Source organism: Reticulibacter mediterranei, from assembly GCF_016587455.1.
Window position 1 is genome coordinate 1,160,289 of record NZ_BNJK01000002.1, and the last position, 15,096, is coordinate 1,175,384.

The 15,096-nt window shown below is 51.1% G+C and carries 10 protein-coding genes; 7 read left to right on the forward strand and 3 right to left on the reverse strand.

The annotated features are described in order from the left end of the window. Positions 1-179 precede the first annotated feature (179 nt). Positions 180-1,574, forward strand: a complete 1,395-nt coding sequence (locus tag K3T83_RS43570) for a helix-turn-helix domain-containing protein (RefSeq protein WP_220209410.1) — start codon at positions 180-182, stop codon at positions 1,572-1,574. A gap of 340 nt (positions 1,575-1,914) precedes the next feature. Then, positions 1,915-3,258 carry a helix-turn-helix domain-containing protein gene (locus K3T83_RS43575; RefSeq protein ID WP_220209411.1) on the forward strand — a complete coding sequence of 448 codons (1,344 nt, stop codon included), beginning with the start codon at positions 1,915-1,917 and terminating at the stop codon, positions 3,256-3,258. Between the two features lie 25 nt (positions 3,259-3,283). On the opposite strand, the gene K3T83_RS43580 is transcribed toward K3T83_RS43575, so the two are convergent. Beyond that, positions 3,284-4,267, reverse strand: a complete 984-nt coding sequence (locus K3T83_RS43580; RefSeq protein ID WP_308441722.1) for an LLM class F420-dependent oxidoreductase — start codon at positions 4,265-4,267, stop codon at positions 3,284-3,286. A 740-nt stretch (positions 4,268-5,007) separates the two neighbouring features. On the opposite strand from K3T83_RS43580, the gene K3T83_RS43585 reads away from it, so the two are divergent. From K3T83_RS43585 to K3T83_RS43605, 5 genes are all read left to right on the forward strand, one after another. Beyond that, complete coding sequence (locus tag K3T83_RS43585; protein WP_220209412.1) at positions 5,008-6,195, forward strand: hypothetical protein; 1,188 nt, start codon at positions 5,008-5,010, stop codon at positions 6,193-6,195. 410 nt (positions 6,196-6,605) lie between these two features. Further along, positions 6,606-7,100: a hypothetical protein gene (locus tag K3T83_RS43590; protein WP_220209413.1), complete on the forward strand. Its 495-nt coding sequence runs from the start codon at positions 6,606-6,608 to the stop codon at positions 7,098-7,100. Positions 7,101-7,743: 643 nt separating this feature from the next. Then, entirely contained in the window at positions 7,744-8,109 is a 366-nt protein-coding gene (locus K3T83_RS43595; protein WP_220209414.1) for a YciI family protein, read from the forward strand. A gap of 3 nt (positions 8,110-8,112) precedes the next feature. After that, positions 8,113-9,804, forward strand: coding sequence for an MFS transporter (locus K3T83_RS43600; RefSeq protein ID WP_220209415.1), 1,692 nt, complete (start codon positions 8,113-8,115; stop codon positions 9,802-9,804). A gap of 95 nt (positions 9,805-9,899) precedes the next feature. Beyond that, positions 9,900-10,286: a VOC family protein gene (locus tag K3T83_RS43605; protein ID WP_220209416.1), complete on the forward strand. Its 387-nt coding sequence runs from the start codon at positions 9,900-9,902 to the stop codon at positions 10,284-10,286. 127 nt (positions 10,287-10,413) lie between these two features. Here K3T83_RS43605 and K3T83_RS43610 read toward each other — a convergent pair whose 3' ends face one another. Next, on the reverse strand, positions 10,414-11,952 hold the full coding sequence (locus K3T83_RS43610; protein WP_220209417.1) for an AAA family ATPase: 1,539 nt from the start codon (positions 11,950-11,952) through the stop codon (positions 10,414-10,416). Next, positions 11,952-14,699 carry a TnsB C-terminal domain-containing protein gene (locus K3T83_RS43615; RefSeq protein ID WP_220209418.1) on the reverse strand — a complete coding sequence of 916 codons (2,748 nt, stop codon included), beginning with the start codon at positions 14,697-14,699 and terminating at the stop codon, positions 11,952-11,954. The genes K3T83_RS43610 and K3T83_RS43615 overlap by 1 nt, the downstream gene beginning before the upstream one ends. Between the last annotated feature and the right edge of the window lie 397 nt (positions 14,700-15,096).

Consider the following 15,096-nt stretch of genomic DNA (forward strand, 5'->3'; position numbering starts at 1 on the left):
CTTGCGCCTACAGAAGCGACAAGACCCATGAAGTATAGTACTTTACCTTCAATGGGAAATACAGAGCAAAACCGTGCATTTTTATTACAACCATGCAAAACCGCGCAAAAATCTTGTAAACCAATGTCAATGATGGTACGATGTTCTTGACGCAACCAAGTAGAGAAGAGAGGTTGGTTATGCTACGGGCAAAGTTGATTGAGGCACGCGAAAAAAAAAGGCTGACACAAGATCAGCTTGCAGAACAGTGCAACGTGGATGTTGCCACCATACGACGCTGGGAACATGGTGAATCGATGCCGCAAGGACGGAACAAGTGGCGACTCATGGAAGTTCTAGGAGCATCGTCAGAGGACGATTTAGGTTTAGCTCGCCGTCGTCAGGAGAAAAAACAGGACCAGGACAACCATACCGCGCTCGCTTCGCTCTCAAGACAGGGGGTGACTATTCGCCTTATAGCGTTAGTAAATGGAAGAACAACGATATCAAGCCGGGAAATCATTGATCTTGGCTCAAAGATAGAGCAAGAACTAGAAACCATGAATAATAAGATTTCACGCCGGGAAGCAATGCAGGAAGCGGTATTCGCGCTCATCGGTCTGCCGCTGGCATTGCATCACCTCTCGCCAACCAACATTGTCGAAGAACCAACCGAGGAGATTCTCAGGCAATGCACTGCTGGCATCACTGCATGTCAGCAACTCATCAAAGGCAATGCGACGGAAATTGCAGAAGCATCCCGAGCGCTTTCTTCCTATCTGCCATCATTGAAAGCTATCGTGAAGAACTCATCGAAGCATAGGACGGTTGCAGCTCGTCTCGTGACACAGGCATACATCCAAAAAGCAGGCATTGCCATCCACCTGTATGATTCTAGGCAAGCCGTGAAGTACGCAGAACAAGCCATGTTCTATGCTGGGCAAAGCAATGATAAGATCATGGAGATTGCAGCCTCGTCCAGACTCACCTGGATGCTTTTTGGAAACCAGCAGCATCGGCTGGCGATGCATCAAGCACTCGCAACGGTGCATCTCTCAAAAGAGGCAGAGCAAGCAAAGATCAAGATACCGGCCTTGATGCAAAGCGCTCTTTATGGTGATGCAGCTCTCTATCAAGCAGTTAATGGCGAACGAGCCAACGCTGAACGTGATGTCCATCTAGCGAGTTTATATTATCAGTACGCTCGGAAAGATGAACCAATTTATTTAGCGTGGGACAAGGATCTTTTGGTCCTTTTTGAAGGGCGAACACGTTACTTCAATGGAGATGCAAAAGCCGCCTACGAGACGATCTCGCAGGTGATCGACCCGGACACATTCCAGCTCAAGACAACATCGTTCTCGAAGGACACGCGCCCCCAAGCAATCAACTTTTTGACTCAGGCTTCGCTGAAACTGCCAAAGAAAGATAAGGAACATTCGGCAAAGCTCTGGGAAGCAGGATTAGAGGCAACGCTGACGCTCAAGAGTGAGCAGCGATTTGGCGAGGTACTCACTGCCTATGAGATGATGAGTACCCTTTGGCCCGACGACAAATACATAGCAGAACTCAGACAACGCATTATTCATTGGTAAGCTACTGGATACAAAGAGGAGCGGCCTCTTCTCGATGATTGAATGAGCAGTGCGCTGGTATCCTTCTACTCGTAGGTGTTGTAAACATAGTTCAGTGTCACGAGAACGTTTCCACTTTTTGCTACTATCAAAATGCATCACTTCCTTATATAGAGCGGCAAACAATAGTCTTTTGTTTTTGTAATCTCGGCACTCCTTCAGTGCATGAGTATAATGCTTTGTCTTTTCCCCTGAACCTGCAAGTTCACTTGTCGTCGAAAAGATAACTTCAGGCATTCTTTTCCTGTATACTAAAAGGCAGTAAGAGCAAGAGCATGGCGAATGGCATGTGGAGGATATAATGACAAGTGAGATGATCTTTTGGGGAGAACAGGGAGCATATGGTCCTTTTCCCATGCAAGCAGATGGCTGGCCGCACGCAGGTGAGGTGATTCGACATTACCGGCGTAGGAAGAACATGAGCGCCGAAACACTGGCTCAACGCTATGGGCAAGCCATTCACACACCTATTACTGCCAGATGGATTTTCAAAATGGAACGGCAAAACAAAGTCCCAACAGATATTACTAGGCGTCGCATCCTGGCTGAGCTTCTTGAGATTCCTGCCTGCCTGCTTGGTCTGGCGTCACTCAACATCGTGCTTTACCGCCCCCCTACCGCCACTCAGACGCCTCCCCTACTCACTTACACCCATCTTGACCTGGAACGCCATCAGAAAGATGCCCAGTTGTTCTGGAAATTGCATTATGCACAAACCGCCCATGATGTCCTTCCTGATCTCAAGGAGGCGATTAGTACATTGGAAGTCATTCAACAAACGGCAAAAGGGGACCTGCGCCGGCAAGTGAGCGAGATCCTCAATAGTTACTACCGCCTGGCTGCCACGCTTGAGCGAGATCGAGGCAATTTTGAGCAAGCATATCTGTTTGCCAACGAAAGCGTGCGCTGCGCAAAAATCGTGGGTACAATCATGGGGAATGATCCATCTGCGCGGTATTTGCTCGCTGCCTCGCACTATACTCGTGGCATTGTCAATCTTGCCTGGGGAGCCTTTGGCAATCACATTAAACAGGGAAGAGTCTTTCTTTCCCAAGAAAAGCTCGACGCAGCCCTCATGGACTTTGAGCGTACTCTCCCTCAAGCCAGTCCATCCCTCAAAGGTATTCTCTACTGCGAGATGGCGCGTGCCAAAGCACTGAGTCGGAGCACGCCAATGGATGAAATGATCGCTCTCAAGCTGATAGAACAGGCAGAACCCTTTGTGGGTGTGCAGAGCCGTGACGATTTCTATACTCAGGTTCTGCTTCATGGTGACGTGCAAGGGATGGATGCCCGTCGTCTGCACTTAGGTCGAGCAAAAATCTTTCTCGCGTTGCAGCGACCGGAAAAGGCCATCGACGAACTTGATGACCTGGAACAACTCAAGCCTGGAGTAATGCATACCCGAAGACGAGGCTGGGCACATATTTTTTACGCACAAGCCGCTTTCGACCAGGGAGATTATCACACAGCCACCGAGAATGCCCTCGGTGCCTTCTGCGAGTGTCAGCAAGTACATGCCACTGCCCATCTGGGACGGGTCAATGCACTCTATAACAAATTGCGCCTGAGTCCCTACAGCAAACACATAGAAGTCAAGCAGTTAGGAAAACTCCTTGCCCAGGTCTTTCCTCCGCAATCTTAATTGAAGGATTGCCTCCACTTACGTCTCATCTCTGTGTGGATGGCAGATGGTGAACACCCTTTTCCAGGTGAGCAGCTTGTGCCAGCAGGTGTAACGATTCCAGATCGTGAGCATCACGCAGGAACACAATCACTTCTTGCACTCCCATTTGCTCCAACTCCTCAAGTCGCCCACGAACCGTTTGAGGGCTGCCCAGGAGCCCTCGTGTACGCACATGCTCGACAGAAAACTTGCTGTGAGCGCGGGAGACCTGCTCTTCAGCTTCGGCGTCAGTAGGTGCCAGAAACCCATTGACATAGATGGTGCGTTGAATCTGGTGATACTCTCGGCCAATGGCATTGCAATATGCTTTGAGGAGAGCGAATTTGTGTGCCAGCTCTTCGGACGAAGGATGCGTGAAATTACAGGCATCGGCATAACGAGCGATCAGCTTGAGTGTGACCTGTTCCCCCTTGCCGCCAACAAGAAGCGGAATATGCGGGCGTTGCACTCCTTTGGGCTGGTTGATCGCTCCTCGGATCTGATAGTAGTTGCCTTCAAATGTCGCCTCTTGTTGCCTCCACATAGCTTGAAGAATCTGGAGGGTCTCTCGAAGCTGGCGCAGGCGCGTAGGAGGATCCGGGTGGGGATAGCCATAGGCATGATACTCCCGTTCGTACCAACCTGCTCCAATCCCACAGACAAGTCGGCCATGACTTAACACATCGACGGTACTTGCCATCTTTGCCAACAGAGCCGGAGGGCGAAAACTATTGCAGGTCACAAGTTGCCCAATGTGGATGCGGCTGGTATCGCGAGCGAGTGCGGCGGTGGTGGTCCAACACTCAAAATAGAGGCGTTCCTCTGGATGAGGTGCGGCATCCGAGAAGAGGTGATCGCTGAGCCAAACTGATGTAAAGCCTAACTTTTCTGCTTCCTGGGCCACCCGCGTCATCGTCTCATAGGCGACTATCGCGTCGATCTGCTCGATTTGCCATTCTTGTGGGAGTTTGATGCCAATTTGCAACACGCCTCTGTTCCTCCATGAAACGAAACGCTGATTTTCTAGTAAAGAAAATCGGTAGTTTTTCGATGGTATCCTTGTCACTTTCTTGCCTTGTCCATGTGTAGTATAACATGTATAGTCGTCAATAGAGCAATGGCGCATCCATGAGGACAAAGGCACTCATCACCCAGATCTCCACCTTCTTCTTGACTGCCACATATGGTACAAGTAGAACTCAATCAAGTGATCTCTCATTTCGTTGGAAGGGACCACAAAGCAGAAAAGATCAGCGTCTCCTAGCAGAAGCAATTGGTACGTAGCTGCACGCGTTTGTTCAACAGGAGTGCATCTCTTCCCATCCTTCAAGCGCATATTCTGTGTTGCCGAGCGAGCAGAAACACGTGAATCCGCTGCGATGAGGGGGAGAGCAGAGAACATCTTGCTGTCTCTCGTCTGAGGCTTGCCGCTCTCCCTCTGAAGCGTGTTTCAGGCGTCACCATCAGAAACGTTGCCGTCAGCCCGGAGCTACTGATGGCGTAGCCGTTGTGCATGGAGGTGTTAGTCACCACCACATTGCCGCACTCCCCTCGCTTCATCCCAGATCCAGTTCTCGACTCCACAGACGAAACGTGCCCGCTGTGGAGAGAAATACTGTGATTGTCGTCGGGATCTGCGTGACATCAGGGGGCTTTTGTGCTATGATTTCCAGAATTGAGGTGATACAGATGAATATATCAAATATTATGTAGTAGGAGGATTACAGTATGCCAATCGAACAAGTCGGATACCGTAGACTGTATGATGCGATGGGTTGCTCAATTCAAGGGCGCGATGAAATACACATCACGTTTCCTTTTGAGGGAATCTTCCAGGTAGAAATCTATATAGGTTCTACACCAAGATTTGGCATTAGCACTGAAACAAATGATGACTACTATGCTTATCCTGGAATTGTAAACCATAAAAATCCCCCTTCATACTATGAGGATGTAACACAATCATCGTATCCTCGCCACTTCTTTACTGAAATTTGCTGCTTTCGCGATATAGAAATAAGCGAGGCACTTTCCAAAGCATTTCATTGCCAGAATAAGAGAGCAAGAGCTGAAGTCCTCAAAATTGTAGAGAATGATGCTGCTGTCTATCGTCGTATTGCTGATCTTGTCGGTGGTATCATTGGCCTCAAATTTCATCGGCAATTTGTCATGGAACTATTAAATGAAAACTTTGTGGCTATCCTCGATGATAGTTTTGTGATGTCTATCATTGGTACTACGGTCGAACGTTTAGCACCCGTTCAGATGAGTGCTCAAGGAATTGAGCAGATGGAGCATTTCTCATCACTGCTTACTAAGAGCGGTGTCAAAAATGAATTGGCGCAGCAGTGGAAGGAAACGATTTTAGGATGGTTGATGAGAGCATGGGCAGAACGAGACACTATTTCAAAATTTAATGCTCTCTTTACTGCGCTTGAAATGCTTCTTAAAGGTGTAAAAAGTAAAATGCCTTTGGACATGAGGCAAAATGCCAAAGAGATACGAAGTTTAATTACTAAGCATGGTGGAGAGAAACAGGAACAATTGCTTGTTTTTTTTGACCAGCTTATGAGCAAGCAAAGTCCACCGCTCATGAAGCGATTTGAAACACTTGCTACTCAAGCAAATATGACCACAAAGAATATCGATATAAAAGCGATTTCTCACTTCAGAGAAATGAGAAACAATTCAGTTCATGACGGGGAAAACAACACACAGGTAATAGTAACAAATCCATCCATTGGAGATGAAGAAATACACGCATTTGAGGATATTGTTGAAAAATATATAAATTATGTGCTATTTGAAGATTCAAATATCTATCAGAGCCATTGGCGGACGAAACCACTCGAACCTAAATGGGAAAGAGCACACCTAATAGTAAACCCTCGCAAAAGCGGAGATATGCTAAGTTGAAGCGGTAATAGCGCTAATCCTCTGGCTTCACCACAAAAGCAATTGAAAAATTTTTTTGACCGTGATTTAGCTAAGATATTAGATGAAGTTGAGAAGATTTGCAGTAAAAATAAGGGAATTGATTAGTGCCTCATGCATAATAGAGACGAGGGGTATGAATATTTCTAATGAAAGAATAGAAGCTTCGAGGGTAGGCCGCATGAGTATTTTGCAGAAATAATACCATTCTTTGTTGATGTCCTTATCAATTACCTAAATGCATATAGATTTTCTGATACTTCAATACCTCAATAGATTTCATTGATAAACTTTCTACTGAAATCCAGCTAATTGCTCTTAATAACAGATTATCTAGATGAGATTACGGTGCAAAGCGTTGGCTCTTTGCAAACAGAAAGGGAAACCTTCATATGCGAGATGATTTTTCACCAAGGACCAAAGATGTTTTGTTCAAACGGGCGCGAGGCAATTGTTCCAATCCCTCATGTCAAAAAGAAACATCTATGGCCCATTCTGATGAGAACAAGGCGGTAAATATCGGCTTTGCCGCCCACATAACTGCTGCGGCTCCAGGAGGCGAGAGGTATGATCCGACTTTATCCGCTCAGGAAAGAGGATCAGCTCACAACGGCATTTGGCTTTGCGGAACGTGCGCCAAACTCATTGACTCAGACTCACAGAAATACACAATTGAGCTACTGCGAGCATGGAAAATCATTGCAGAAACGGGTAATGAACATGAGGCAGCAAAGTTGGCGGTTTTTAGCAAAATAGAAAAGATGATGCCAGAGTTGCTAGAAGAGATGCGTAACGACTTAAAGGGCTATCCATTGAAGAGAGAATTTATTTTGATGCGCAACAAGAGGCAGGGATATGTGCAAATTTACCCATACAGTGGCAAATAAGGACCCACATATGCTTCAAAATGGAAGCGGCATAATATCCTTCACAGAGGGATTTAAGTTAAAAGGAAAAAGCTCTCGCCAGTTCGGTCGGCTTGGGAAGAGCGATCATACCTACGTGGCGGCTTGACGTGTACCATTTGCGCGAGTAGAAACATCATCGCATCATTCATACTTCCTCCCTCATAAACATCGAAGAAGGAACTGCCAATTTATCCTTCACGAAACAATCTGAGTAAGGAGTAGAAGGATCTTTCTCTCGCCTATCAACTCAAAATGGTCTGTGAAGGATATTTTGTCACACTCATGCGGAGTGTTTGGTAGAGGTAGGACGAGGATCACTGGAAAAATCTATCGATTGCGAGATGGAACTCCTCTTTTTCTCTTCGGCGTGCGTTACTGTTTCTCTCCATCAGGTTAGCAGAGAAGAATGCTCGGAGGCGAGGCCCATTTGTCTGCGGATGTCGAGCTTCATGGGACAGATCATGCTTCTCCTCGTGTCTCCTACGTTCTCCAGTTTGCCACGCGACATCCATCTTCGGAGCATTCATGTCCTTTTCAGACCGTGTCTGTTCGTCGTTATGTATAAAGGCGGAATGCTTCACATCCTTTGAAAAGCCATTTCAAGAACGGAAAGAAAGAGACGATGAAATACCTTTTGTTGTTTTGTGCCAATCAAGAAGAGTTGGCAGCATGGCAGGCGTTCTCTGAGGAGGAGCGCATCCAGTCACGAGCCAAGACCCGTCAGTGGATGCAAGAGCATGGCCCTTCCCAGGTCCGATGGATCTATGGACTCCATCTGCCCCATACTGTCACCAGTGTTCATGCTGACGCGAAAGGCAAACCACTCGTGACTGATGGCCCGTTCCTTGAGGGAACGGAAGTGATTGGCGGGGTGGCTGAGATCGAGGTAGCCAACCTGGATGAGGCGTTGCAATTCGCCAGGGCATGGGCAGTTGCTCACGCACCGGACCATCCTGTGATCGAGATCTGGCCCATAGTAGAGGAGTAACCAGTGCCTGACGAGCAAAAAGGCATGCTTCCTCCCGTCAAATACTGGGAGTTTCTGCCCACGCTCAACGCTGTGTTCCGCGAAGAGGCGGGGAGAATAGTAGGATGGAAGTCTCTGCCAGAAGAAAGTGAGAAACCAATGAAGCGTGCTTCGGTTCAAGAAAACCGTTTTGAGCAACAAGAGCTGCGAGCAACGTGGGGAGCCTGGGTGGCACTCGTCATTGTAAGCATGGCGGTCTTCCTGGACGCAGTTGACGTGTCTATCGTGAATGTGGCCCTGCCCGCGATCAAGCTCGATCTCCAGTTGACAACGATAGAACTTCAATGGGTTCCAGGAGCCTATATCCTGACTTATGGCGGCTTTATGTTGCTGGGAGGACGTGCTGCTGATCTGTTTGGTCGTCGGCGCATATTTCTGCTTGGCGCGGCCCTCTTTGGCTTCGCCTCACTGGTAGGTGGACTGGCTCACGGCGGGTGGGTGTTGATTCTGGCACGTGGAGGGCAGGGTATAGGCGCAGCCCTGACAATGCCAGCGGCAATATCTATCATTACCACCACATTTCCAGAAGGGAAGGCACGCAACCAGGCGTTGGGCATCTTTATCGCCACAGGAGGGGCGGGCTTTGCCGGTGGGTTAATCCTGGGTGGGATATTCACCACATTCATCAGTTGGCATTGGGTGTTCTTTGTCAATGTCCCTGTCTCCCTTTTGATCCTTTTGCTCTCCCCCGTTGTGATACATGAGGGGAAACAGCAAACAGGGACGCGCTCCTACGATCTAGGAGGCGCTCTCACGGTCACGGCAGGGTTGCTGCTGCTAGTCTATGCAATGACTCAGGCCAATGAGGAGGGATCAACTCCATTGAAAACGACAGGGCTGTTCGCTCTGGCACTCGCCTTCCTGGTGGTTTTTCTTCTCATTGAATGGAGGTCCAAAGCTCCCCTGCTGCCCTTGCGGCTCTTCCGGTCTCGGACATTGGGCGCGGCGTGTATAGTCTCGTTTACGATGGGCTCGTACTTTAGCTTCTTGTTCATCTACACGCTCTACCTGCAAAATGTGCTGCACGTCTCTCCCCTTGACACGAGTCTGACGTTGTTACCAGCGGCCATCGCTGCCATTCCAGTTTCCCAGTTTGTCGCCCCCTGGTTCATGAATCGGCTGGGCATGAAGCTCACTGCGGGACTGGGCATGCTCGGGTTGGTGAGCGGCATCGTGCTCTTTTTGAGAGCGGGAGAAACCTTCGACTACGTGGGACTCATCTTGCCAGCCACACTGCTCACTATGCCCTGTGGCATGGCACTGTGCCTGCCCACACTGCCAGCAGCAGCCACAAGCTCCGTGAAGCAGACGGAACAGGGTCTTGCCTCTGGTCTGCAAGGAACATTGGGACAGGCGGGTGCGGGGTTCTTCCTGGCACTCGCGGCAACGGTGGTCACTGCCTGGACACCTTCAGTACATCGTGTTGGAGGGCCTTCAGCTTTATCGGTAACGGCTCAACTGAGTGGTTTACACGCCGGGATACTCGTGATAGCAGCAGGTGCAGCACTGGGGGCCATCGTTGCCATCGTTGGCATTCGGTCGCAACCTGTCATAACACTGGATGCGCCTGATGAGGAACACGGTAGCATCCCTGGCTTACTCGAAACGTGTGAGGAGGAATGTGGAAGTCAATCCGTTTGTACTCAAGAATCTTGATTTCCTCTTTGTCTGGACACAGAGAACCCTGTAGGCGGATTCTGAAGCATCATGCAGAGGCGTCGGCTATCGGCGCGCAACAGAAAGGACACATCATGGGACAACCAGTAGTACATTTCGAGATTATCGGGAAAGACCCGGAGAAGCTCCGTCGCTACTACGGAGACCTCTTCGGATGGACGTTCGACATGCGCACACCGGTCTCGGAGGCGGTCTCCGAGCCAGGAAACTACGGCTGTGTGGACCACAATACGACGAGCGATGGCGTCGGCATTCCAGGCGGCATCGGTGGGGGAAGGGATTACGAAGCGCATGTTATCTTCTACGTCGGCGTTCCTGACGTAGAGGCTGCGCTCCAAAGAGCCGAGAGCCTCGGCGGGACGCGTCGGATGGGTCCTAAAAAGAACCCGGAGGGCACCCTTGCCGTAGGTCACTTCACGGACCCGGAGGGCAATTTGATTGCCGTAGCCGGGCCGATGTAGCCATCGAGAAGGCACCCGTCCCTGATGTCATCGTAGGGACGGATGCCTGGTTTGATTGATGTGGACCACCTGTCGATCTCGACGAGAGAAATGATCAGCTCGACGTCAGAGCAGAAGGCTCCCTTTCTCATGGGGAATGATCTTTTGCTACGTCTCCGACAGCATATCGTTTAGGAGATGGTTCTCCAACGGATCTTCTGCGCTTTGGCTTCGGTTTTGAGGGAGCTTCTTCGGTCTCATCCTGTTTTGCCTTAGCCTTGTTCTCGACCGTAGCCGGTGCGATGGTCTGCGCCTCGCCTGATGTCACTTCCGCTTCCGCACTCTTCTTGCGCCGCCCGCGTTTAGGCGGGGCAGGGACAGGTGAAACATCTGGGGAAGCCTCTTGTGTGCTTTCCTGCTCTGCAGGAGTGATGAGCGTATTCGTTTCGCTCTTCTTGCGCGATCTCGTCTTTTTAACTGGCGGCTCTGCAACCTCCGGTGTGGGAGTTGGCGCGTCAGATGTTCGAGGTCCACTACGTTTCTGTGGCTCTGGCGGATCAACTGGCATTGATGATGGAGAGGACTTGCATGGAGGAAGGGGTGGGATAGGAGCAATCAGTTCACCCCCTTGCAAGATTCGCCACAGATGCTCCCGATTGCTTTCCGTTTGTTCGAGCTTCTGCTCTCCTTCCGAGGCGTCAAGGGCCATTTGCCGTAAGATGTCCGTTGGCAGCATATGATCGTGCAGACAATCTAACGTGAGAGTCTCCCGGCCTTCATCGAAGGCGGCGGAGACCGCACGCGTCAACCAATCCTTCAAGACCCCGATAGCGCCAATACAGCCCTCGTAGAAATACACCCAATATGATCCGACAAAGGCTTCCACATCACAGAGCAGCGGCACTTGTTCTAACAGTGAGACCAGGGCAGACTGGAACTCCAAACAATCTGCTTCCCGTTCAAGCCGATAGCGCGAAAAGTGGACCGGCAAACAGCGTCTGCCGATCTGCCCATTGAGTTTTCCAGCATTGAGCAAATCGTAGGTTCCCACCAGGATGTGGATAATCTGTGCAGTAGAACTGAGTGATTTGAGCCACTCTAACTGTTCCTGGAGCGTGGCACCATTTGCCCCACTGCCCCCGGAGAGCATCTGATGCGCTTCATCGATCATCACCACTTGTACCCCATGTCGGGGCATGGCCTCTTTCGTTGCCGCTTTTAGTTCAGGCAAATCATTGGACTCCGCCGCTTTGCCGCGCAAGGGTCGCCGTTTGACTGGCTGCGCCTCGCCGTGAATATCCATATGCAGGCGCTGCTGATAGGTTGGTTCTCCCATGAGCGTGAGTGCTGCGCGATAATAGTCGCCGCGATCAAAGACGGATCTATCTGGTTGGTCTGCCTCGATTACCAGGATCGGTGTGGGTACAGGTGGCCGAGGGCGAAGAAACGCCGGAGTGGACGGGACTCGTAGCTCCTCACCCAGCTGCCGGACCACGGTTTCAATCATTTTGCTTTTCCCTACCCCGGTGGGACCATACACGAGCACGAAGGTAAACCCGGCTGGCTCACGTACCGCCCGCATAATCTTGCGGTGGGTCTGTTCCAACAGATGATGCGTGACAGTGACCTGTCGGAACCGGGCTTTTCTCTCTTCAATGGAAAGATGGTGAATATCGCGTAGGTCCATTAGCGATACTCCCCCAAACGTTTCAAGCGTGACACATCGACTGGTTGAGAGAGGGCAGCGAGTTTAGCTACCTCTTTGACCGCTTCTGGCGGAACTACCGGCAGCGGTATCATCCCACCGAGTGTTTGCGGGTGCCCAGATTGACCAGCAATGAGAGCGAACACCTTTTTCCCTTCCAAATCGCTCCAGCGCTGCCGGAGCAATTCCTCATGAGTTCCTGCTTTGCTCATATGCTCCGCCAAGCGAGCAGCAGAGATTTCTGCACGTTTGCCATCTCGTCTGGCGCTTTGACGCAGTTCTTGCGTGGCAAGAAAGAGTTCCCGCTCCGTGTGTCCTTCCAATGTCACATACGACGAGCGACAGGTGAGCCACTGGCCCTGGACCTGCGCGTAGACCGTAGAGATATCAAAGGGGTCGAATCTGATCGGAACAGAGGTTTTCACGACTTCTCCACTGCGAAACGCATTGTTCCAGTAGTAAAAATGGTTCACCTTGATCCCACTGCCCTTCTGGATCATAGCTGTCCCTTTGGCCGTTGTGGGACAGGTTTCTTTCAAAAAGCGATCAGTGTAGGCTACGCGAACATGCTCTCGCTCACCGCCCTGCCGCATACCCCACAGGTACGCCGCCTGGGGAGACATCCCCAGACTGCTGTGCTCATTCTGGTCATAGATCACATAGAGATATTCGACCAGGTACGTGTAGAGATCAGGGAGCGTCCAGAGGGCGTGCTCGCGTGGGTCAACAGCCCTGGTCATCAGGCGTGCGCGTTTGGCCGCCTGTGTGTTGCCAAGCAGCGAGTAGACGAATTGTTCGTTCGTCGTGTTGAAGAGTCTCTCGATGACCGACCCAAAGTGTGGCTGTGCCCACGGGCGGTACTTCTTGGTGCAACGATATTGCGCCAGCAAGCTCTCAAAGTAGACGCTGTGAAATTCCTTTCCTCCATCAACGATGATGGACTGAGGAAAACGCTCAAAGCGCTGCACGCAAATGCGCAGTACCATCATCACGGAGCGATAGGAGGGAGGGTCGAAGGTCAGGTAGGCGGCAAGGAGGCGCCGGGAGTAGGCATCCATCATGAACGTGACCCAGGGCTTGCCCAGAAGTTGACCAGTGGAGGAAGAGCGTACCTCAATATCTAATTCGGTATGATCGATGTGGACAATTTCGAACGGGCGACGGCCATGCCGGGGTGTATCGTGTTGGAGTTCCCAATACCAGGGCCGTTCGCGGTACGCAGCACGCGCACCCTCCCTGGCTTCCGTTTGCTCAGGCCCGGATCGCTCTTTGATGCGGTCATAGAAGGCACGAGCAGAAAGCGCCGTGAAGTTGCGCTTCTTGCATTCTTGTTCGTAGGCGCGATACACGGCGGCAGCGGGAGCCTTCCGGGGCGTCTCAAAAAGCTCAGTAATGAACGTATCCATCAATTCACGCGGTTCGGTTGGGGCTTTGGGCGTCCGATTGCCCTGGGCTGCCTTGCGCGAGAGCAAGCCAACATACCCACAGCCCAGCGTTGCTTCTGCCGAACGCCAGCGCGCTACCCAACGATGCAAGGTGCGAGGCGGCGTCTTTGCATAGGTCTCCTTCTCCCCCTGTAGATAGGCGACAACCTGGGCATATCGCTCATTGGCTTGGCGCAGATCCTCAGGACTAGCCAGGGATAAGCGACGATCTACTTCGGGAGACGTAATGGGAAGCTCAGAGGTAACGCCCAGGGGCTTGATCTCCCCGGTATCCAGTGCACGGAAAAAGAGGGAAGAAGGAATCTGGGCTGGCTGCCCTTTTTCTGATAACAAGGTCGTGGTCGTCTCGCCTGGATTGATGAGGGTCCAGCACAGTCCGTCCCACAAGAGCGGGGTGTTGGGGATCAAGGGAGGCGTCACTTCTGGCAACGGGCTACCCACCCGGGAAGCGAGGGTGGCGGGTAAGCGGTGCGCGTAGGCTCGTGCCTGGTCAGCAGAGAGATAGAGACGGACGTGCCGATGTTCAATCAGGGGAGCCGCATACAAATCAGCATACAGCAAGTTCTGGGCCAGCAGAGCGTAGATATCATGAGGGCGGGCTCCTGACCCATCGCCAACCAGAGCCGCAAGTGGCAGCCCGGGGATCTCCTGGATACGTTGCAAGACGTATGCATGCACTTGCGCAGGGACAGTGAGAGGAACACTCAAGTAGTCCTCTAAAAAGATGAGGTTGTCGATGTAGGTCGGGTCCAGTTCCGCTGAAGATCGCACCTGAAAGGGGAGTCCCAGAGGGATAGTGGCCTCTTCTGCTGGAGGACAGCGCCAACCTCCTCCTTCCACTGGTTGATAGCGGGTGGGGGAACGCTGGGCTAAACGGTGTAAATCGGACTCGCTTTTCCATTCTTCGAAACAGACAGATCCCTTACGCAAAACCAGAAAATCGGGTGTGTAGTAGTGCCCCTGCATCTTTCCTGTGTGTGTGCCTGGATAGCACAGTTTGAAGGTGTCTGGCTGGTCAAAAAATTCGAGCACCTCTGGGTCTTGATCCATAACGAGGATAGCCCACAACTCCACTTTGTGGCTCTCAAATTGGATGGTGACGCCCATTTTTCGAGACGGATAGGTCCCGCTCACATTGCCCGCACGCGAACTGACACGACGAACAGGAAGTCTGCCACGAATGGTGGCGAGATAGTCGTGGGTGGCTGACGGAAGTGCGAGCGCACGACACCACAGCTCAAAGGCTTCTGGCGTCATCCTCGTGGTAAGCTTCTGGTGGGTCAACGGTGCCTCTCTCTGGCGTCCTGTCAAATACCATTTCGCGCTACGTTTGGGGCAAGGTACAGGGCTCGACCTACGAGATGGACACATTCGAGAGAGTGAATACATCACAAGCATAGCGTATTTTGGAGAGAAAAACAATCCCTGTGAAGCATATGATGGCAATATGAAGCATATTGTGGCTGCGAAAACGAGATGCCGTATGATGGTTTGGAGAGAAAAATATCACACAACGACCCACTGCCATGATATGCCGCGTAAATCAGAATCACTGTCACGCTATCCTACAAATTGTCGAGAGATTGTATGCAGACCGCTTGCTCTCAATTGGCCTCTGGTCTAGATCTGCCGCCACTATATGCCTCACAGGTAGTGCCTAAAATTCAAATTAAGGGTAAAA